Genomic DNA, 19,839 nt, shown 5'->3' with positions numbered 1-19,839 from the left:
GCGGCTCATCGCGGCACCTGGTAGTACTCGCGTTCGCGCACCCCGGCCACGCCCGCGACGAACATCCACGGGATCGTGGTCACCAGCCTGTTGTTGGTGGCGACCGCGTCGTTGTAGTACTGACGGGCGAAGGCCAGCTTGTCTTCTGTGTCGGCCAGATTCCGTTGCAAATCAAGGAAATTCGCCGACGAGCTGAGGTTCGGGTACAGCTGACCCAGCGCGAGCACCTGGCCGACCGCGGAATCCAGCTGCTGCTCGGCTGCGCTGCGCTGTGCCACCGACTTGCCGGTGGTGGCGCTGGTCAGCGCCGCCTGTGCGGCGGTCACGTTGTCCAGGATCGCGCGCTCGTGGGCCGCGAACGATTGCACGGTGTGCACCAGGCTCGGTATCAGCGACGCCCGGCGGGTCAATTGAACGTCGATGCCACCGAGGGCCTCCTCGACCCGGACGTCGGCGCCGCGAACCTTGTTGTAGCCGACCACGAACACGATCAGCACCGCGACGGCGAGCACCACCAGCAGGATCAGCAACCAGGTCACCAGGAACCGCCTCCTCCTCCACCACCGCCGAAGCCGCCGCCGCCACTGAAACCGCCACTGCTGCTCGACGAAGACGACGACGACTGCGACGCGGAGTACGCGCCGATCGACGATGACAATGTCGACTCGAAGCTGTCGAAATCCGGGCCGCTGGAGCTACCGACCGCGCCGTACACCCACGGCGTGCTGCTGTGATACCAATCCGGTTGCGGCGCAGGCGATCCCGTGGCCGCTTCATACTTCTTCGCCCACAGCGCCGCCGCGCCGGCCGCCACCGCGAACGGGACATAGGCGCTGTACAGGTCTCGGCGCGCGCCGAAGTCGAAGCGCGCCTCCGCGGAGTCGGTGGTCAGCACCCGGTGGAATCCGCCGACCCGAGACCACAATTCGCGGCCGGCGGCGGTGCGTCGAGTGCCGACGCCGTCGGCCCAGGACCGGGCGGTGGCCAGAAAGAACACCGCGAACGGCAGTCCCCACAGCGTGATGGTGAAGCCCCAGGTGATGAACCCGCACGCCGCGACGACGGCGGAGAGCAGGTTGGCGAAGCGCACCCACTGCTCCGATTTCTTGGCGACGATCAGGTTTTCGCTCTTGGCCCACTTCTTGACGGCTTCGGTCATGTCAGTCTTGGCCGCCGACAACCGCTTTCCGGACGTCACGGTCTTCTTGGCTTCGAACTCCTCGCCCACGTCGTCGATCTTCAGCGCTTGCCCGACCGCGCGGCTGACCGGATCGATCGACGCCCATGCGCTTTTTGCGGCGAGGCCGCGGACCGTCCAGTGCCTGTCGCCGCGCTGGGTCAGTGACACCAGACCACGCTCGGCCAGATAGAACAGCGTGGCGGTCAGCCCATTGCGCGGCACCGCTTCGGTGCGGATGTATTCACACTGCACCGGCCCGAGGCCGGGCGGGGGTGCGTACTGCAGTGGAAAGCCGGGCTTGCGCTCGACCGTGGTGCGCCACCAGGCATACCCGAGCGCCCCGGCGGCAACCGAGAGCCCGAGGATCACCAGCACCTTGGTGACCGACCGCCCCAGCATCCGGTCGAAGCGCCACGACCACGGCAGTTCGTCACGCGGCGGGGTGGCGATGTCGACGCCGGCGCGCACGGTGACCGGCGTGTGCGGCGCCATGTTGTACATCGTCATGTCGATGCGGTTCCCCCCGCGAACCGGGGCGGGGCAAGGATCGCCCCTGCCGAAGCCCACCGAGCACTGGACGCCTGTCACCGCGGACGGCAGCGTCACCGACACATCGGCACGGCGGATCGAATTGTTCCAGCTCTTCACCAGGAACCAATAGAAAACCGAAGGCGCATCGGAAGTTTCGCTAGTTGCACGCGTCGATGACGCGAATTCGAGGTGGTCTCCGACACGGGACGGCGCGAGACCGTTCGGGACGACGGAGCGGATGACGAACTCGTGGGCGCCCGTGGACAGGTACCGGCTGGGGTCGCCGATCTTCGCGGTGAGGAACCGGCGGCTGCTGTCCCACAGCAGCTCGTACGGCGCTGGCTGGCCGTCGACGGTCACCTCCGTCACGGTCGGGATCATCCGCACGTGCGGATCATGCGGGGCGGCGACGTCCCAGAACTCGAAGAAGCCGTGCTTGCCGCCCGGGAACTGGGCGTTGATGGTCTCGGCGACCTCGACACGACCGTCGGCCGTGACGACGTAGCGGGCCTGGTAATGGGAAAACCAGACCGGATCGAGTGTATTCGCGCCTTGCGACAGTCCCGTGAACACCACTGGCCAGAACAATCCGATGGCAATGAGCACCAACGAAATTCCCAGCGCAGCGACGCGGCGGCCCCAGCCCATCGGCGCCCCTTCCATCGCTTGCAGCCTGCGTCCGGACCTCACCCTATGTGTAGCGGATCGATCTGGACGCGAACCGGCTCGTGGTCATGGCGGGCCGAGGTCACCGCGACCGCGCGGCGAAGCGCCGCGGCCAGCGCCAAGCCGTCGTCACGGCTCACCCGGACCAGCATCCGCGTGACGGTGTCGCCGTCTGTCACGCTCGCGGGCCGGCGTGCGCCCACCGGTAGCTCGACCGGCCCGAGCAACTCTGCGCCCGACGGCAATTGGGCTTGGTCGAGCAGCGCGGCGACGCCCTGCGGCGACCCGTCGAGTGCCGCGATGTGCACACTCGGGGGCAAACCCACTTCGGAGCGGGCCCGCAACTCGGCGTCTGCGTGGCCGACCGGGTCCCACCTGACGAGCGCCTGCACGGTCGGGATCGCCGAATCGGCCACCACCGCGACCACCCCGCCGTCGCCGCGGCTGCGGACCAGAGCCGCCGCCGCCAGCCAGCGTCGCAAAGCGTCCTCGGCGGCCCGCAGATCTTGCCGGCCCAGCAGCGCCCAGCTGTCCAGCAACAGCGCCGCGCCATATCCGCCGCGGGCCAGGGGCTCGGCACCCGGAGTCGCGACGACGAGTGCGGGGCGTCCGTCGACCTCCCGGACCATGCTGTCGCCGCCCGAAGTGACCACCGGCGTGCCCGGAAACGCGCGCCCCAGCTCTTCGGCGGTGCGCCGAGCGCCCACGACCACCGCGCGCACCGCGCCGGCGCCGCAGCGCACGCATTTGAGCGTCGTGTCGATCCGGCCGCACCAGCGGCACACCGCGCCCGCGGCGTCGGCGCCCGGAAGCGACAGCGGGCCGGTGCAGTGCCGGCAGCGGGCGATGGTCCGGCACCGCGAGCAGGCCAGCGCAGGCACGTACCCGCGCCGCGGCACCTGAACCAGCACCGGCGCGCCGGCTTCCAGCGCCGTGCGCGCAGCCCGCAGGGCGATCGACGGCAGCCGCGCGGTGCGCGCGGCCGGGTCGCGGGCGTCCGCGTAACCGCTGTCGTCGAGCGCGACCACCCTCGGTGCCTGGGAGCGCACGACCGGCCGGGCGGCCACCAGATCGTGCGCCCAGCCGCTGCAGACCAGGGCCTGGGCCTCGGCCGTGCGGGCGTAGCCGCCGATCAGCGCTGCGCAGCGCAGCTGATGTGCGCGCAGCATCGCGACTTCCCGGGCATGCGGATACGGTGCCCGCGGTTCGGCCAGCGTGTCGTCGCCGTCGTCCCAGACGACCACCAAACCGAGGTCGGTCACCGGGGCGAACACGGCGCTTCGGGTGCCGATCACCACGCGGGCGGCACCGCGCAGAACAGCCAGCCAGCGGCGGTACCGCTCGGCGGGGCCCAGTCCCGCCGACAACGCGACCACCGAGCCGGCGTCGAGCAGCCGGACCGTGTGCGCCCACACGACGTCCACGTCGCGCTGGTCGGGCAGCACGACCAGCACGCCGCGCCCGACGGCGGCCACCACGGCCGCGGCCTCCGCCAGCCGCGCGGCCCACTGTTCGCCGGGCAGCGCCTGCCACACCGCACGGGCGGCGCGACCCTCCTCCAACGCTGCGAGAAACCGCTCGCCGCGCTGGTAGGCGGCCCAGCTCGCGACGTCGACCGGCTCGCGCGGGACCGGGATGCGCGGCTGCCGCGCTTCCCGCTCGACGCGCGCATGCCGCGGCGGCACCGCCAGCCGCAGCACGTCGGCGCGAGTGCCGGCATAGCGGGCCGCGACCGCGTCGGCGAGCCGGCGCACCTCCGGCGTCAGCACCGGCTCGGGCGACACGACCGAGTCCAGCCAGCCGAGCTCGCCGACATGGTCGGTGTCGGACCGCCGTTCCAGCACGAACGCGTCGACCAGCCTGCCGTGGAAGCGCACCCTGGCCCGTACCCCGGGCTGAGCGTCGTCGGACTGCTCGGCGGCCACCAGGTAGTCGAATTCGCGATCCAGGTGCGGCACCGACAGCATCGGCAGCACCCGCGCGATCGGTTCGTGAACGGCGGCCCGGCGATCGCCGGCCACTTTTCGGCTCGCTATGCGCAGCCCTTGGCCCGGCGCGGGTCGGCGTGATCGCAACGGTGGGTCAGCGACGTGTCCATGCTCGTCATGAGGTCTCCTCGACGTGTTGGTCGGATTCGTCCGGTTGAGCCTCACGGTAAGGGGACGCACCGACAGATCGGCCGAAGAACAAGCCCGCGGTGATCAGCAGCTGCGACATCGCGTACGCCCACCAGATCGGCACCGCCAGCACGTCGGACTGCAAGACGAACCGGTCGATGCCGATCATCGCGTCGGACACCGCGAAACAGACCGCGCCCAGCGCCGTCCACGGCGTCGGCAGCCGGGCCAGCAGCGCAGCGCACACCATTGCACAGAGCACCGCGATGTAGACGGTCACCGGCAACGTCAGCCGCTGCTGACCCAGCATCGGCCAGAACCACACCAGCAGCGCTGTGCACAACCCGATCATGACGACGACTGCGAGCAGCCGCCTGCGGGTGATCACTGCCAGCGGCGCCAGCGCGCCCAGGTAGCACAGATGCGCCAGCAGGAACGCCGCGAGGCCGCCGACGAACGACGGCGCCCACTCGGGCATCGCGAGCAAGAAGTCACCGACCGCCGACAACACCAGTGCCGGCATCAACCAGCGCCGCTCCCGCACGATCGGATGCGCGACCGCGGCCAGCGCCAGCAGCACCGCCATCAAAGCCTTGGCCACGGGCTGTCCGGCGAAAATGCCCGTGAGCGGCTCGCCAGGCGCCGAGCGCAATGCGATCAGCGTCAGGAACACCCCGTAGGCCACGCCGGCCCAGCCGGCGGCCACCCATGCTCCGGCCAGCATGCGCGGCGGTGTGACGTCGTCGGCCATCCTGCAGAAGCTACTCGACCGCTCAGTCAAGTCTGCTTAAGTGGAGCCATGCCCACTGCAGCGGCACCGGACTATCACACCGCGATCGTCGGCGCAGGTTTCTCCGGCATCGGCGCCGCCGTCAAACTCGACGAGGCGGCGCTGGGTGACTATGTGATCGTCGAAGCCGGCGACGCACCGGGCGGGACATGGTATTGGAACACGTATCCCGGTGTGGCCGTTGACATCCCGTCGTTCTCCTACCAGTTCTCGTTCGAGCAGACACCGGATTGGAGCCGCACCTACGCGCACGGGCACGAGCTACAGGCCTACGCCGAACGCTGCGCGGACAAGTACGGCATCCGCCCCAAGATCCGGTTCAACACCAAGGTGGTGCGCGCTGCGTTCGACGACGCGTGCAACCTATGGCGGCTGGATCTGGGCTCAGGAGAACAGCTCACCGCACGTTTTCTGGTCAACGCCGCGGGCGTGCTGACCACGCCGAAGCTCCCCGACATCGCGGGAGTGGACAGCTTCGACGGCATCACGATCCACACCGCGCGCTGGGACCACAGCCAGGACTTGACCGGTAAGCGCGTCGCGATCATCGGCACGGGCGCGTCAGCAGTGCAGGTCATTCCGGAGATCGCGCCGGTCGTCGAGCATCTGACCGTGTACCAGCGCACCCCGATCTGGTGTTTCCCGAAGCTCGACGTGCCGCTGCCCAAGGCAGCCCGCGCCGCGATGCGCCTGCCCGGCGGCATGGCCGTGCAGCGACTGCTGAGCCAGGTCTACGTGGAGTTGACTTTTCCGTTGTCGGCGCAGTACTTCACGGTGTTCCCGCTCGCCAAGCGAGCGGAGGCAGCCGGAAAAGCCTTCTTGCGCAAGGAAGTTCGTGACCCCGTGGTGCGGGACAAGCTGACACCGCGGTACGCGGTCGGCTGTAAGCGGCCCGGCTTCCACAACACCTACCTGTCGACGTACAACCGCGACAACGTGGAGTTGGTCACCGATCCGATCGACAAGATCACGCCGACGGGCGTGGCCACGGTCGAAGGCGACCTGCGGGAAGCCGACGTGCTGATCCTGGCGACCGGGTTCAAGGTGATGGACGTCGACAGCCTCACCTACGACATCGTCGGGCGCAACGGGTTGTCGATGAGCCAGTTCTGGACGGAGAACCGGCTCCAGGCCTATGAAGGCGTCAGCCTGCCGGGCTTCCCCAATTTCTTCACGGTCGCCGGACCGTACGGCTTCAACGGAGCGTCGTTCTTCGCTTACATCGAGACGCAGACCCATCACATCGTGCGGTGTCTGAAACACGCTCGGCGACAGGGTGCCTCGCGAGTGGAAGTGACCGAAGAAGCCAATGCGCGGTACTTCGCGGAGTGCATGCGCAAACGCCACACGCAGATCTTCTGGCAGGACAGCTGCACGCTGGCCAACAGCTACTACTTCGACAGCCACGGTGACGTGCCGCTGCGCCGGGCCACCACGCTCGGCACCATCTGGCGTAGCCGCCGCTTCCCCCTGTCGGACTACGCGTTCACCCCTCAGCGTTTCAGCCGGGTGCCCGACGTCACCACCTAGCGAGCAGACGCGTAATCGCACTACCAGATGCCGCTTTGTGCGATTTGGCGTCTGCTCGGCGGAAGAGTTAGATCGCGGACTTCAGGTCGTCGACCTTGTTCAGCTGCTCCCAGGGCAGCTCGATGTCGGTCCGGCCGAAGTGGCCGTAGGCCGCGGTCTGCGCGTAGATCGGCCGCAGCAGATCCAGGTCGCGGATGATGGCGCCCGGCCGCAGGTCGAACACCTCGAGAATGGCCTTCTCGATTTTGGCGGTGTCGACGGTTTCGGTGTTGAAGGTCTCGACGAACAGCCCGACCGGTGCGGCCTTGCCGATCGCGTAGGCAACCTGCACCTCGACCCTGTCCGCCAGACCGGCTGCGACCACGTTCTTTGCTACCCAGCGCATCGCGTACGCGGCTGACCGGTCCACTTTGGACGGATCCTTGCCCGAGAACGCGCCGCCGCCGTGGCGGGCCCATCCGCCGTAGGTGTCGACGATGATCTTGCGGCCGGTCAGCCCCGCGTCACCCATCGGGCCGCCGAGCACGAACTTGCCGGTCGGGTTCACCAGCAGCCGCACCGACGAGGTGTCCAGCGTCTCTTGGCCGAGGTCGTCGAGCACGGTGTTGAGCACCTTCTCGCGGATCTCCGGGGCCAGCGTGCTGTCGAGGTCGATGTCCGGGGCGTGCTGGGTGGAGATCACCACGGTGTCCAGGCGCACCGCCCGGTTGCCCTCGTACTCGATGGTGACCTGGGTCTTGCCGTCCGGGCGCAGGTAGGGCAGCACGCCGCCCTTGCGCACCTCGGTGAGCCGGCGGGCCAGCCGGTGGGCAAGTGCGATCGGCAGCGGCATCAACTCCGGCGTGTGGTTGATCGCGTACCCGAACATCAGGCCCTGGTCGCCGGCGCCCTGCGCGTCCAGCGGGTCTCCCGCGCCCTCGACGCGCGCCTCATGCGCGGTGTCCACGCCCTGCGCGATGTCCGGGGACTGCTTGCCGATCCCGATGTTGACGCCGCATGAGGCGCCGTCGAAGCCCTTGTCCGACGAGTCGTAGCCGATCTCCAGAATGCGGTTGCGAACCGTGTCGGTGATGTCTGCGAACGCCTCCTTGGCCGCCGTCGTGACCTCGCCGACGACGTGCACCTGGCCCGTCGTCACCAGAGCTTCCACCGCCACCCGCGAGCGCGGGTCCTGCTCCAGCAGCGCGTCGAGCACCGAGTCGCTGATCGCGTCGCAGATCTTGTCGGGATGACCTTCGGTCACCGACTCACTGGTGAACAGCCGGCCTGATTGGCTCACGGTGATGTCCTTTCCGACGCTTGAAACTTAGTTCATCAATATATCTGGGCGACGCTGCCGAGCCATGTGCACCTAAGCGTGCAGCGGCGGGGCCGCGCAAGTCCGGAGACGCGCCTAACAGGAGCGGCCGTGCAGGAACGTCACGATCGCGTCCACGATACGGCTGGCCATCAACGTCTTGCTGCCGTGCTCGAGTGCGGATTCGGTGCCGTCGGCGGCCAGCAGCCAGCCGTCGTTGCTGTCCACCTCGAACGCCCGGCCTTCGCCGACGGCGTTGACCACCAGCAGGTCACAGCCCTTGCGGCGCAGCTTGGCCCGCGCATGGTCGAGGACCGTGCCGTTGGCGTCGCCGGTTTCGGCGGCGAAGCCGACGATCGCGCGCATGTTCGGCAAAAGACCGTCGGCGCGGGCGCGGACCGCTCCCGCGAGCACGTCGTCATTGCGGACCAGATCGATCGTCGGGGCGTCGGCGCTGGCGTCCGGGCCCTTTTTGATCTTGCTGGTTGCAGGGCTGGCGGGACGGAAGTCGGCGACGGCCGCGGCCATCGCCAGCACGTGTGCGTCCGGGGCGTGTTTGGACACCGCGTCGGCCAGTTGCTGGGCGGAGCTGACGTGCACGACATGCACCCCGGCCGGATCGGCCAGCCCTGCGGTGTGCGCGGCGATCAGCGTGACGTCGGCGCCTCGTTGGGCCGCGACGCGGGCCAGCGCATAGCCCTGCTTGCCGGAACTGCGGTTGCCGATGAACCGCACGGGGTCGATCGGCTCGCGGGTGCCGCCGGCCGTCACCAGGACCTTGCAGCCGGCCATGTCGTAGGGCATCGCATCGCCGCGGGCCAGCAGTAGCTCGGCGAACGTGGTGATCTCCTCCGGCTCGGGAAGCCGGCCTGCGCCGGTGTCGGCGCCAGTGAGCCGGCCGGACGCCGGTTCGAGCACGACGGCCCCGCGCCGCCGAAGCGTGGCGACGTTCTCGACGGTGGCCGGATGCTGCCACATCTCGGTGTGCATCGCAGGCGCGAACAGCACCGGACACCGGGCTGTCAGCAGCGTCGCGGTCAGCAGGTCGTCAGCACGCCCGTGCACCGCGCGAGCGAGCAGGTCGGCGGTGGCCGGCGCGACCACCACGAGGTCGGCCTGCTTGCCGATCTGGACGTGCGGAACCTCGGGGACGGCGTGCCAGACGTCGGTGTGCACTGGTTCACCGGAGAGCGCCTCGAACGTGGCGGCTCCGACGAACCGCAACGCGGACTCGGTGGGGATGACGCGTACGCGGTGACCGGCTTCGGCGAGTTGGCGGACCACCGAACAGGCCTTGTAGGCGGCGATCCCTCCGGAGACGCCGACGATGATCCGCTTGCGGTCCACTAGCTGTTCCGCTACTCGCCCTCGGTGTGCTCGAGCAAGTCGGCGTGGATCTCGCGCAGCGCGATCGACAGCGGCTTTTCGTGTAGGCCGGGCTCGACGAGCGGCCCGACATACTCGAGGATGCCTTCGCCGAGCTGGTTGTAGTAGTCGTTGATCTGGCGGGCGCGCTTGGCGGCGTAGATCACCAGCGCGTACTTGCTCGACACTCGCTCCAGCAACTCGTCGATGGGCGGGTTGGTGAGGCCCTCCGGCGGGTCGTAGGCGCTGGTCTCCACCACGCGGTCAGGCACCCCGGCCAGCGTCGAGTTGTGCGAAATGGTCACGAAAGACTGTCTCCTGAAAGTGAGAAAACTAGGTTCTGCAGGTCGATCACGCCGTGTCCGGCGCGGTTACCCCAAGTAAGGCTACCAATTCTGCGCACGCCGACTCCAATTCGCTGTTGACTACCACCGCGTCGAAGTCGCTTTGAGCTGCCAATTCCTCCCGGGCCGTGGCCAGCCGGCGAGCCATCGCCTCGGGGGTTTCGGTGCCCCGGCCGGTGAGCCGGGCCTCTAAAGCCTCCCAGCTCGGCGGCGCGAGGAACACCGTGAACGCGTCGGGCATCGCCTGTTTGATCGCCCGGGCACCGGCCAGATCCACCTCAATCAGCACCGGCCGGCCGGCGCGGGCGGCGTCACGGACCGGCTGGGCCGGCGTCCCCGACCGGTGCAGGCCGCCGTGGATCTCAGCCCACTCGAGCAGCGCTCCCTCGTCGATCAGGCGCTGGAACTCCTCAGGGCTGACGAAATGGTAATCGACGCCGTCGACCTCGCCCGGCCGCGGCGCCCGCGTCGTCGCCGACACGCTGAAGTACAGGTCAGGCACCTGCTCGCGGAGGCAGCGAACGACCGTCGATTTGCCGACGGCCGAGGGACCGGACAACACGAGCACCCGCGCCGGGCGATGTTCTTTTCGCCCGAGAGGGTCGTCGCGCGTGCCCGGCCCCCCGCCGGACGTCACGCCGAGTTGAACTTTTCCAGCAGGGCCTTGCGCTGGCGATCACCCAGGCCGCGCAGCCGGCGGGTGGGTGCGATCTCCAGCTCGGTCATGATTTCCTGCGCCTTGACCTTGCCGACCTTGGGCAGCGCCTCGAGCAGCGCCGAAACCTTCATCTTGCCGAGGACCTCGTCGGTCTCGGCATCTTTGAGCACCTGCTTGAGGTTGGTGCCGCCTCGCTTGAGCCGATCTTTGAGCTCGGCCCGCGCCCGGCGAGCGGCAGCAGCCTTCTCCAACGCCGCCGCGCGCTGCTCGTCAGTCAACTGGGGAAGGGCCACGATTCCTCCGTCTCATCACCATCGATATTCCTCGCCGCCGGAGTTATCCAGCCAGCGACGACGACCGTACCCACGACATCCGACGATTGCGAACCCCACCCCCCGGTTTTCGACGCAAAATGCCAGCGTGTCGCGTCGCTGGCGCTGATTGTGAGATCTCCGCATGCCGGGGCCCGGGGTCGGCGGCGGCCATGCCCGCAACCCAAGCGGATGCTCGGACGGGCAGGTCACGACGGCTTTCGTCGTACTACAGCGACGGCCGGTCGGCCGCTGCCCCCGCGATCGACGGCGTTGATACTTGTTGCAGCCACAAAAGTGCAGGAAATTGCCAGTTTGTGGCGCGGCTGGGCGTGTCGCGACGGACTAGCGCAGGTAAGCCACCGCGTCGCGTATGCGGTCCGCGGCCGCCCGCAGTGCCCCGACGTCCGGCCCGGCGCGCAGCACCTCACGCGACACGGCCGGCAGCAGCTGGTCCCGCTGCGCGCCGCCCAAGTTCAGCAGCTGCTCCGCGCGGCCACCCTGGGCCCCGATGCCGGGCACCAGCACAGGGCCGCCCAGCCCGCTCAGATCCGGCAGAAAGGCAGCGGTTGCGCCGGCCACCACCCCGACGGACCCGGGTTCGGGCAGCGCCGAGCGGTTGGCCGCCGCGGCGGCGTCGACAATCGACTGCGCCACCGTGCGGCCGTTCGTCTGGGCGGTCTGCACGTCGGCACCCTCAGGGTTCGACGTCGCCGCAAGCACGAACACTCCGCGCCCACGCTCTTGGGCGGCCTCCAACAGCGGGCACAGTGATCCGAAACCGAGGTACGGCGATGCGGTGACGGCATCGGCGGCCAGTGGCGAATCACCGACCCAGGCCGTGGCGTAGGCGGCCATTGTCGAGCCGATGTCGCCGCGCTTGGCGTCAGCCAGCACCAGCACCCCGGCTCCACGCAAGGCAGCGATGGTGCGCTCCAGCGCGGCGTAGCCGGCCGACCCGTACGCCTCGAAGAACGCCACCTGCGGCTTGACCACGGCGAAGTCCCCGAACGCGGCCACGCAGGCGTCGCTGAAGCGCGCCAGCCCCTGCGAGTTGCGTGGCAGGCCCCACGCGTCGAGCAACTCCGGATGCGGATCGATACCCAGGCACAGCGGCCCGCGCTGCCGAGTGGCGTCGGCCAACCTGGCGCCGAACCCCGCCACGCTATCCGCCGTTGCTCAGCGTCTGGTGCAGTTCCTGCAGCGACACCACGTCGATGTCGCCGCGGATCCGGGCTTCGATGCCCTGCACGGCTGCCGACGCTCCCTGCACCGTGGTGACGCATGGGATGTTCTTCCCCACTGCGGCCGAGCGGATCTCGTAGCCGTCGATGCGTGGACCGTAGTTGCCGTAGGGAGTGTTGATCACCATGTCGACCTCCCCGGCCTTGATGGCGTCCACCGCCGACAACGCGGGTCGGCCTTCACTGGGCGGCTCGAAATGCTTACGCACCTCGTCGCACGGAATTCCGTTGCGGCGCAACATCTCTGCGGTTCCTTCGGTCGCCAGCACGCGGAAGCCCAGATCGGCGAGCCGCTTGACAGGGAACACCAGCGAGCGTTTGTCGCGGTTGGCCACCGACACGAAGACCGTGCCCTCGGCCGGCAGCGAGCCGTACGCGGCGGTCTGACTCTTGGCGAACGCGCTGCCGAAATCGCGGTCGATGCCCATCACCTCGCCGGTCGACTTCATCTCCGGTCCCAACAGCGAGTCGATCTGGGCGCCGTCGGCTTTGCGGAACCGGTGGAAAGGCAACACCGCTTCCTTGACCGCGATCGGGGCGGAAGGGGCGACGGTCGCACCATCGCCGGTGCGCGGCAGCATCCCCTCGTCGCGAAGCTCAGAGATACTGGCGCCGAGCATGATTCGCGCGCACGCCTTGGCCAGCGGAACCGCGGTGGCCTTGGACACGAACGGCACGGTGCGGCTGGCGCGCGGATTGGCCTCCAGCACGTAGAGGACGTCGTCTTTCAGCGCGTACTGGACGTTGAGCAGGCCGACCACGCCGATGCCGTGCGCGATCGCTTCGGTGGCGTGGCGGACCTTGTCGACGTCGCTGCGTCCCAACGTCACCGGCGGCAGCGCGCACGCCGAGTCACCGGAGTGAATGCCGGCTTCCTCGATGTGTTCCATGATCCCGCCGATGTAGACCTCTGTGCCGTCGCAGAGCGCGTCGACGTCGATCTCGATGGCGTCCTCGAGGAAGCGGTCCACCAGCACCGGGTGCTCGGGTGAGAGCTCGGTGGCACGCGTGATGTAGCCGTGCAGTGTCTCTTCGTCGTAGACGATCTCCATGCCGCGGCCACCGAGCACATACGAGGGACGCACCAGCACCGGATAGCCGATCTCCGCAGCGATCTTGCGGGCATGCTCGAAGCTCGTCGCGGTGCCGAACCGCGGCGCGGGCAGCCCGGCGTCGCTGAGCACTTCGCCGAACACGCCGCGGTCTTCGGCCGAATTGATCGCCCGCGGGCTGGTGCCGACGATCGGCACGCCGGCGTCCTCCAGGCGCTGAGCCAGGCCGAGCGGGGTCTGGCCGCCCAGCTGGACGATCACGCCGGTCACGCCCGGACCCCCTGCGCCGGAAAGTGATTCGGCGTAGAACACCTCGAGCACGTCTTCGAACGTCAGCGGCTCGAAGTAGAGCCGGTCGGCGGTGTCGTAGTCGGTGGAGACGGTTTCCGGGTTGCAGTTGACCATCACGGTCTCGAAACCCGCCTGGCTCAACGTGGTGGCCGCGTGCACACAGCTGTAGTCGAATTCGATGCCCTGCCCGATCCGATTCGGCCCGGACCCCAAGATCAGCACCTTGGGCTTGTCGGTCTGCGGCGCGACTTCGGTTTCGGCGGCCGGGTCGAGTTCATAGCTGCTGTAGTGGTACGGGGTCTTGGCCTCGAACTCCGCGGCGCAGGTGTCGACGGTCTTGAACACCGGGTGAATGCCGAGGCGCTGGCGCAATGCGCGAACGCCGACCTCGCCGGCCAATTCGGGTCGTAGCGCGGCGATCTGACGGTCCGACAAACCGCTGTGCTTGGCCCGGCGCAGCAGCTCGGCGTCGAGCACGGGCGCGTCGATCAGCTCGGCGCGCAGCTCGACCAGGCCCGCGATCTGCTCGACGAACCACGGGTCGACGCCGGAGACCTCCGACACCTTCTCCACCGGCGCGCCCAGCCGCAGCGCGAGTTCGATGTCGTAGAGCCGGCCCTCGCTGGGCGTCTTGAGCCGCTCGAGTGCGCCGTCGACGCCGCCGTCGGGATCCGGTCCCGTCCAGAAGCCTGCGCGCGTCGTCTCCAGCGAGCGCATCACCTTGCCGAGCGCTTCGATGAAGTTGCGCCCCAACGACATCGCTTCGCCCACCGACTTCATCGTGGTGGTCAACGTCGGGTCGGCACCCGGGAACTTCTCGAACGCGAACCGCGGCGCCTTGACCACCACGTAGTCCAGCGTGGGCTCGAAGCAGGCCGGGGTTTCCCTGGTGATGTCGTTGAGGATTTCGTCGAGGGTGTAGCCGATGGCGAGCTTCGCGGCGATCTTGGCGATCGGGAAGCCAGTGGCCTTGGACGCCAACGCGCTGGACCGGCTGACCCGGGGGTTCATCTCGATCACGATCAGCCGGCCGTCCTGCGGATTGACGGCGAACTGGATGTTGCAACCGCCGGTGTCGACGCCGACTTCGCGCAGGATCGCGATGCCGAGGTCGCGCATCCGTTGGTATTCGCGGTCGGTGAGGGTCATCGCGGGGGCGACGGTCACCGAGTCGCCGGTGTGCACGCCCATAGGGTCGACGTTCTCGATCGAGCAGACCACGACGACGTTGTCGTTGCCGTCGCGCATCAGCTCCAGCTCGAATTCCTTCCAGCCGTAGATGCTTTCTTCGATCAGCACGTTGGCGCTCGGTGACGCGGCGAGCCCGTCGCCGGCCATCCGGCGCACCTCCTCGACGCTGTGCGCCAGCCCGGATCCGAGGCCGCCCATGGTGAAGCTCGGCCGCACGACCACCGGCAGGCCCAGTTCCTCGACGGTTTCAGTGACCTCGTCCATCGTGAAACAGACTCTGCTGCGGGCAGATTCGCCGCCGACCTTGGCGACGATGTCCTTGAACCGTTGGCGGTCTTCACCACGCTGGATGGCGTCGAAGTCCGCGCCGATCAGCTCGACGCCGTACTTCTCCAGCACGCCGTTCTCCGACAGCGCGACCGCGGTGTTCAATGCGGTCTGACCGCCGAGCGTGGCCAGCAGTCCGTCGATCTTGTTGCCGCGCCTGGCCTGTTGGGCGATCACCTTCTCGACGAACGTCGGGGTGATGGGTTCGACGTACGTGTGGTCGGCGAACTCGGGGTCGGTCATGATCGTCGCCGGGTTCGAGTTGATCAAGGTCACCTGCAGACCCTCGGCCTTGAGCACTCGGCAGGCCTGTGTGCCGGAGTAGTCGAACTCGGCGGCTTGGCCGATGACGATCGGCCCCGAGCCGATGACCAGCACGTGGTTGAGGTCAGTGCGCCGCGGCATAGCTCTCCCGCCCCCACGCCCCGCGAGCGTGCACGGTTGTACGCCACGACCGGCGTGTCGACGTACAGACACGCACGCTCGCGAGACGACGAAGCGTCACTGCGCCTCCCCTGCCATCAGGTCGATGAATTGGTCGAACAGGTAGTTCGCGTCGTGCGGACCGGCCGCGGCCTCCGGGTGGTACTGCACCGAGAATGCCCGCCGGTCAACGAGTCTGATGCCTTCGACGACGCCGTCGTTGGCGCAGGTGTGGCTGATCTCGGCCTTGCCGAACGGGGTGTCGAACCGCTCCCCCGCCTCGCCCTCCAGCGCGAAGCCGTGGTTCTGCGCGGTCACCGCGACGCGTCCGGTGGCGTGGTCGATCACCGGGACGTTGATGCCGCGGTGCCCGAACGTCATCTTGTACGTGGAGCGCCCCAGCGCCCGGCCGAGGATCTGGTTGCCGAAACAGATGCCGAACAACGGGATTCCCGCGCCGATCACCTGCTGAGTGACGGCGACGACGTGGTCAGCCGTGGCGGGATCTCCGGGCCCGTTGGACAGGAATACCCCGTCAGGTTTGATGTCGGCGATCTGCTCGAACGTCGCCGACGACGGCAACACATGGCTGCGGATGCCCCGGCGGGCGAAGTTGCGCGGAGTGTTGGTCTTGATGCCGAGGTCAAGCGCCACCACGGTAAAACGTTGCGGCCCTTCAGGTTCCACGACATAGCCGCTGGGAGTGGTGACTTCGCCGGCGAGGTCGGCGCCGAGCATCGCCGGCTGCTCGCGCACGCGCTGCAGCAGAGTATCGATGTCGGCCAGCGCGTCACCCGAGAAGATGCCCGCCTTCATCGACCCTCGGGTGCGCAGATGGCGCACCACTGCCCGAGTGTCGATGCCGGCGATCCCGACGATGCCCTGGCGCACCAACTCCTCTTCGAGGGTGCGGGTGGCACGCCAGTTCGACGCCCGCGGCGACGGGTCGCGCACCGCGTACCCGGCGACCCAGATCTTGTCGCCGCGGCTTTCGGCGTCCTCGTCGTTCCAGCCGGTGTTGCCGATCTGCGGCGCGGTGGCGACGACGATCTGACGGTGGTAGCTCGGGTCGGTGAGCGTCTCCTGGTACCCGGACATGCCCGTCGAGAAGACGGCCTCGCCGAGCGTCTGGCCGACGGCGCCGAACGACGTGCCGGTGAACACACGGCCGTCTTCCAGCACCAAGACCGCTTTACTCACGTCGTTCTCCCGGGTTCTCGTAACCAGTCCGCATAGTTCCTGTGGTCGTCACCGCGAAACGCGGTGTCGAGTTGCGCTCCCGACGGTAGCCGCCACCGGATCGCCAGGATGTCGTCCGCCGCGGCGGCGTTGCCATGCAGCCGCTGGGTGCGAATCTCGTCGACCGACTCGTCGGGGATCCAGATAGGCCGCTCACCGCTGCGCTTGAGCATGATGCCCTCGGGATAGCGGGTCAGCACCGCCTTGGCATGTTCGCCCATGACCCCCGCACGCTCTCTGCGACCCGGCATCAGCGTGGTTCCGACGTACACGCCGGTCAACTCAGGACCGAGCGGCGCTCCGACCGTATCTGGCAACGGCGGCAGGCCGCCCATGACCGGCAGCTGGCCCTGTGCCCGTCGGAGCCAGTTGCGCATCCTGACCCAGAACGCCACGAACGCGGCCACTGCCAAGACCGCGGCGCTCAGCAGCAGAATGGTCGACAACTGGTGGCTCACGCGGGGCACTTCCCGTCGCGCGCAGTCACCCGGCCGCGCAACAGCGTTGCGGTCACGGCAGCGGGCAGGGTCATCGACTCGTACGGCGTGTTGTCGGACCGGCTGGCCAGGTCGGCGCCGCGCACCGTCCACGTGGCGTCCGGGTCGACGACAGTGAGGTTGGCCGGCTCGCCGACGTCGATCGGGCGGCCCTGGTCGGGCAACCCGACGATGCGCGCCGGGTTCTCGCTCATCACGCGAGCCACCTCACGCCAGCTCAGCAGCCCCGGCTGCACCATCGTCTGCACGACCACCGACAGCGCGGTCTGCAGGCCGAGCATCCCGGGGCGCGCATGGGCGAACTCGCAGACCTTCTCGTGCTCGGCGTGCGGCGCGTGGTCGGTGGCAACGCAGTCGATCACTCCGTCGGCCAGCGCCTGCCGCAGCGCTTGCGCGTCGGACGCCTCCCGCAGCGGTGGGTTGACTCGGTTGCGGCCGTCGTACGTCGCCAACCGGGAGTCGTCCAACGCCAGGTGATGCGGGGTTACCTCCGCGGTGATCGAAATGCCTTGTGCCTTAGCCCATTTCAGTATCTCGACAGTGCCTGCGGTGGAAGCGTGGCAGATGTGCACGCGGGCGCCGGCGTCACGGGCCAGCAATGCGTCACGCGCGACGATCGACTCCTCGGCGGCGCGTGGCCATCCCGACAGCCCGAGCAGCGCCGCATTCGGCCCTTCGTGCGCCACCGCGCCGGCCGTCAGGCGCGGCTCTTCGGCATGCTGGGCGATCAGCACGCCCAGGCCGGTCGCATACTCGAGGGCGCGGCGCATCACCAGCGGGTCGTGCACGCAGACGCCGTCGTCGGAGAACATCCGCACCTGAGCCGTTCCGGCGGCCATCAGGCCCATCTCCGTGAGCTGCGCGCCGGCCAGTCCGACGGTCACCGCGCCGACCGGATGTACGTCGACAAGTCCCACCTGCTGGCCGCGCGCCCAGACGTGGTCGGTGACGACGGGGCTGTCGGCGACCGGGTTGGTGTTGGCCATCGCGAACACCGCCGTGTAACCGCCCAAAGCCGCTGCCGCAGAGCCGGTCTCGATGTCCTCGGCGTACTCGCGGCCCGGCTCGCGCAGATGAGTGTGCAGGTCGACAAAGCCCGGCAGCAGAATCTGGCCGGTCGCGTCGATCACGTCGGCATCGGTAGGGATGTCCAGAGACGGGCCGATCGCCATGATCTGACCGTCGTCGACGAGCACGTCCACGGGATCGCCTTCCCCGTACGGCTGCACGCCGCGAATCAGCACGCTCATACGCCCACCGCCTGCTGCTGCTCAGCGCCGACGAGTAGGTGGAACAGCACCGCCATCCGAACGTGCACACCGTTCGAAACTTGTTGCAGCACAGCCGATTGAGTCGAGTCGGCAACCGAGAACGAGATCTCCATGCCGCGCAGCATCGGGCCGGGGTGCAGCACGACAGCGTGACCCGGCAGCATCGCTTGGCGCCGCTCCGACAGCCCGTAGAGCACCGAGTACTCCCGCGACGAGGGGAAGAAGCCGCCGGTCATCCGCTCGGCCTGCACGCGCAGCATCAGCACTGCGTCGGCCGCCGGCAGCTCGGCGTCGAGGTCGTGGGAGACGGTCACCGGCCAGCCATGGACGCCGACCGGCAGCAGCGTCGGCGGCGCGACGAGCACCACTTCGGCGCCAAGCGTATGCAGGAGAAGCACATTCGACCGCGCGACCCTGCTGTGGAGGATGTCGCCGACGATCACCACGCGCTTGCCCTCGATACCACCGAGCCGCTGCCGGATGGTCAGCGCGTCGAGCAGTGCCTGAGTGGGGTGCTCATGAGTCCCGTCGCCCGCGTTGATCACCGACGGCCCGTGGTGCTCGGTGGCTGTCCACTCGGCGAGCTGCCGGGCCGCCCCCGACGCCGAATGCCGGATGATCAGCGCGTCGGCGCCGGCCGCCCGCAGCGTCAGCGCGGTGTCTCGTAGCGACTCGCCCTTGCCCACCGACGACCCGCTGGCGCTGACGTTGATCACGTCGGCGCTCATCCACTTGCCGGCCACCTCGAACGACACCCGGGTGCGGGTCGAGTTCTCGTAGAACATCGTGATGATGGTCCGCCCGCGCAGCGTCGGCAGCTTCTTCACATCCCGGCCGATCAGCGCCTGCGCGAAGTGGTCGGCGTCGTCGAGGATCGCGGTCGCCTCGTCACGGGTCAGGTCGGCCGCGGACAACAGATGTCTGGTCACTTGCTGATCACCACCCCGTCGCGGCCGTCGTGCTCGGTCAACAGCACGTGCACGCTCTCGCTGCGCGAAGTGGGGACGTTCTTGCCGACGTAGTCGGCGCGCAGCGGCAGCTCGCGGTGCCCCCGGTCGACCAGCACCGCCAACTGCACCGCCCGCGGGCGGCCGAGGTCACGCAGCGCGTCGAGAGCCGACCGCACCGACCGCCCGGAATACAGCACGTCGTCGACGAGAATCACCAGGGCGTCGTCGACACCGCCTTCTGGAATCGACGTATCTTCAAGCGGCCGTGGAGGTTTCATCATCAAGTCGTCGCGATAGAGCGTGATGTCGAGTGCCCCGTGCGGAACCGCGATGCCGGCGAACTCACTGATCTTCGCCGCCAGCCGCGACGCGAGAATCACCCCGCGCGTAGGAATGCCGAGCAGTACGACGCGCGGCGCGTCCGGGCCGTCCAATGCGGTCTTTTCGATGATCTGATGGGCGATGCGCGAAATGGTGCGGCCGACGTCCGCGGCGGACATCAATTCCCGGTCGGTGGCTTTGTCGCTAGCCGAGCCCACGTGTGACCTGGACCTCCTTCTCCGCC

17 protein-coding genes are annotated in these 19,839 nt (G+C 68.6%); 1 reads left to right on the top strand and 16 read right to left on the bottom strand.

From position 1 onward, the window contains the following. Positions 1-5: 5 nt before the first annotated feature. The 4 genes from AC5Y4N_RS16175 to AC5Y4N_RS16160 all read right to left on the bottom strand — a co-directional run bounded on the left by AC5Y4N_RS16175 (position 6) and on the right by AC5Y4N_RS16160 (position 5,245). Positions 6-542 carry a LemA family protein gene (locus AC5Y4N_RS16175; RefSeq protein ID WP_499911994.1) on the bottom strand — a complete coding sequence of 179 codons (537 nt, stop codon included), beginning with the start codon at positions 540-542 and terminating at the stop codon, positions 6-8. Next, a complete protein-coding gene (locus AC5Y4N_RS16170) occupies positions 536-2,374 on the bottom strand; it encodes a DUF2207 domain-containing protein (protein WP_499911842.1) in 1,839 nt (612 codons plus the stop codon). Before AC5Y4N_RS16170 ends, AC5Y4N_RS16175 begins: the two co-directional genes overlap by 7 nt. A 23-nt stretch (positions 2,375-2,397) precedes the next feature. Next, entirely contained in the window at positions 2,398-4,344 is a 1,947-nt protein-coding gene (locus tag AC5Y4N_RS16165; protein WP_499911992.1) for a primosomal protein N', read from the bottom strand. Between the two features lie 136 nt (positions 4,345-4,480). Continuing rightward, positions 4,481-5,245 carry a lysoplasmalogenase gene (locus tag AC5Y4N_RS16160; RefSeq protein ID WP_499911839.1) on the bottom strand — a complete coding sequence of 255 codons (765 nt, stop codon included), beginning with the start codon at positions 5,243-5,245 and terminating at the stop codon, positions 4,481-4,483. Positions 5,246-5,293: 48 nt separating this feature from the next. On the opposite strand from AC5Y4N_RS16160, the gene AC5Y4N_RS16155 reads away from it, so the two are divergent. Then, entirely contained in the window at positions 5,294-6,814 is a 1,521-nt protein-coding gene (locus tag AC5Y4N_RS16155) for a flavin-containing monooxygenase (protein ID WP_499911837.1), read from the top strand. Between the two features lie 67 nt (positions 6,815-6,881). Here the strand turns inward: AC5Y4N_RS16155 and metK are convergent, their stop codons facing one another. From metK to pyrR, 12 genes are all read right to left on the bottom strand, one after another. Next, positions 6,882-8,093 carry a methionine adenosyltransferase gene (metK, locus tag AC5Y4N_RS16150; protein ID WP_499911835.1) on the bottom strand — a complete coding sequence of 404 codons (1,212 nt, stop codon included), beginning with the start codon at positions 8,091-8,093 and terminating at the stop codon, positions 6,882-6,884. 114 nt (positions 8,094-8,207) lie between these two features. Then, positions 8,208-9,458: a bifunctional phosphopantothenoylcysteine decarboxylase/phosphopantothenate--cysteine ligase CoaBC gene (gene coaBC, locus AC5Y4N_RS16145; RefSeq protein ID WP_499911833.1), complete on the bottom strand. Its 1,251-nt coding sequence runs from the start codon at positions 9,456-9,458 to the stop codon at positions 8,208-8,210. An 11-nt stretch (positions 9,459-9,469) separates the two neighbouring features. Beyond that, positions 9,470-9,781, bottom strand: a complete 312-nt coding sequence (gene rpoZ / locus AC5Y4N_RS16140) for a DNA-directed RNA polymerase subunit omega (RefSeq protein WP_499911831.1) — start codon at positions 9,779-9,781, stop codon at positions 9,470-9,472. Between the two features lie 46 nt (positions 9,782-9,827). Next, positions 9,828-10,388: a guanylate kinase gene (gmk, locus tag AC5Y4N_RS16135; RefSeq protein ID WP_499911989.1), complete on the bottom strand. Its 561-nt coding sequence runs from the start codon at positions 10,386-10,388 to the stop codon at positions 9,828-9,830. Positions 10,389-10,453: 65 nt separating this feature from the next. Then, positions 10,454-10,771, bottom strand: a complete 318-nt coding sequence (gene mihF / locus AC5Y4N_RS16130) for an integration host factor, actinobacterial type (RefSeq protein ID WP_324936028.1) — start codon at positions 10,769-10,771, stop codon at positions 10,454-10,456. Between the two features lie 363 nt (positions 10,772-11,134). Next, positions 11,135-11,953, bottom strand: coding sequence for an orotidine-5'-phosphate decarboxylase (gene pyrF / locus AC5Y4N_RS16125; RefSeq protein ID WP_499911828.1), 819 nt, complete (start codon positions 11,951-11,953; stop codon positions 11,135-11,137). Between the two features lies 1 nt (position 11,954). After that, positions 11,955-15,299 carry a carbamoyl-phosphate synthase large subunit gene (gene carB / locus AC5Y4N_RS16120; protein WP_499911823.1) on the bottom strand — a complete coding sequence of 1,115 codons (3,345 nt, stop codon included), beginning with the start codon at positions 15,297-15,299 and terminating at the stop codon, positions 11,955-11,957. A gap of 96 nt (positions 15,300-15,395) precedes the next feature. Next, a complete protein-coding gene (gene carA / locus AC5Y4N_RS16115) occupies positions 15,396-16,517 on the bottom strand; it encodes a glutamine-hydrolyzing carbamoyl-phosphate synthase small subunit (protein WP_499911820.1) in 1,122 nt (373 codons plus the stop codon). Further along, positions 16,514-17,014, bottom strand: coding sequence for a PH-like domain-containing protein (locus AC5Y4N_RS16110; RefSeq protein WP_499911817.1), 501 nt, complete (start codon positions 17,012-17,014; stop codon positions 16,514-16,516). Before AC5Y4N_RS16110 ends, carA begins: the two co-directional genes overlap by 4 nt. Continuing rightward, positions 17,011-18,303, bottom strand: a complete 1,293-nt coding sequence (locus AC5Y4N_RS16105; protein ID WP_499911815.1) for a dihydroorotase — start codon at positions 18,301-18,303, stop codon at positions 17,011-17,013. The genes AC5Y4N_RS16110 and AC5Y4N_RS16105 overlap by 4 nt, the downstream gene beginning before the upstream one ends. Next, on the bottom strand, positions 18,300-19,253 hold the full coding sequence (locus AC5Y4N_RS16100) for an aspartate carbamoyltransferase catalytic subunit (RefSeq protein ID WP_499911814.1): 954 nt from the start codon (positions 19,251-19,253) through the stop codon (positions 18,300-18,302). Before AC5Y4N_RS16100 ends, AC5Y4N_RS16105 begins: the two co-directional genes overlap by 4 nt. Then, positions 19,250-19,813, bottom strand: a complete 564-nt coding sequence (pyrR, locus tag AC5Y4N_RS16095) for a bifunctional pyr operon transcriptional regulator/uracil phosphoribosyltransferase PyrR (protein ID WP_499911812.1) — start codon at positions 19,811-19,813, stop codon at positions 19,250-19,252. Before pyrR ends, AC5Y4N_RS16100 begins: the two co-directional genes overlap by 4 nt. Positions 19,814-19,839 lie beyond the last annotated feature (26 nt).

It is taken from the genome of Mycobacterium sp. NGS19 (assembly GCF_059813155.1).
The sequence above is the reverse complement of the archived record's forward strand: the minus strand, read 5'-3'. Positions and strand labels throughout refer to the sequence as shown.

Excerpts from the sequence above, each read along its gene's own strand:
- AC5Y4N_RS16170 (WP_499911842.1), bottom strand. The coding sequence starts at position 2,374 with ATGGAAGGGGCGCCGATGGGCTGGGGCCGCCGCGTCGCTGCGCTGGGA.
- AC5Y4N_RS16165 (WP_499911992.1), bottom strand. The coding sequence starts at position 4,344 with ATGCTGTCGGTGCCGCACCTGGATCGCGAATTCGACTACCTGGTGGCC.
- AC5Y4N_RS16160 (WP_499911839.1), bottom strand. The coding sequence starts at position 5,245 with ATGGCCGACGACGTCACACCGCCGCGCATGCTGGCCGGAGCATGGGTG.
- AC5Y4N_RS16155 (WP_499911837.1), top strand. The coding sequence starts at position 5,294 with ATGCCCACTGCAGCGGCACCGGACTATCACACCGCGATCGTCGGCGCA.
- carB (WP_499911823.1), bottom strand. The coding sequence starts at position 15,299 with ATGCCGCGGCGCACTGACCTCAACCACGTGCTGGTCATCGGCTCGGGG.
- AC5Y4N_RS16105 (WP_499911815.1), bottom strand. The coding sequence starts at position 18,303 with ATGAGCGTGCTGATTCGCGGCGTGCAGCCGTACGGGGAAGGCGATCCC.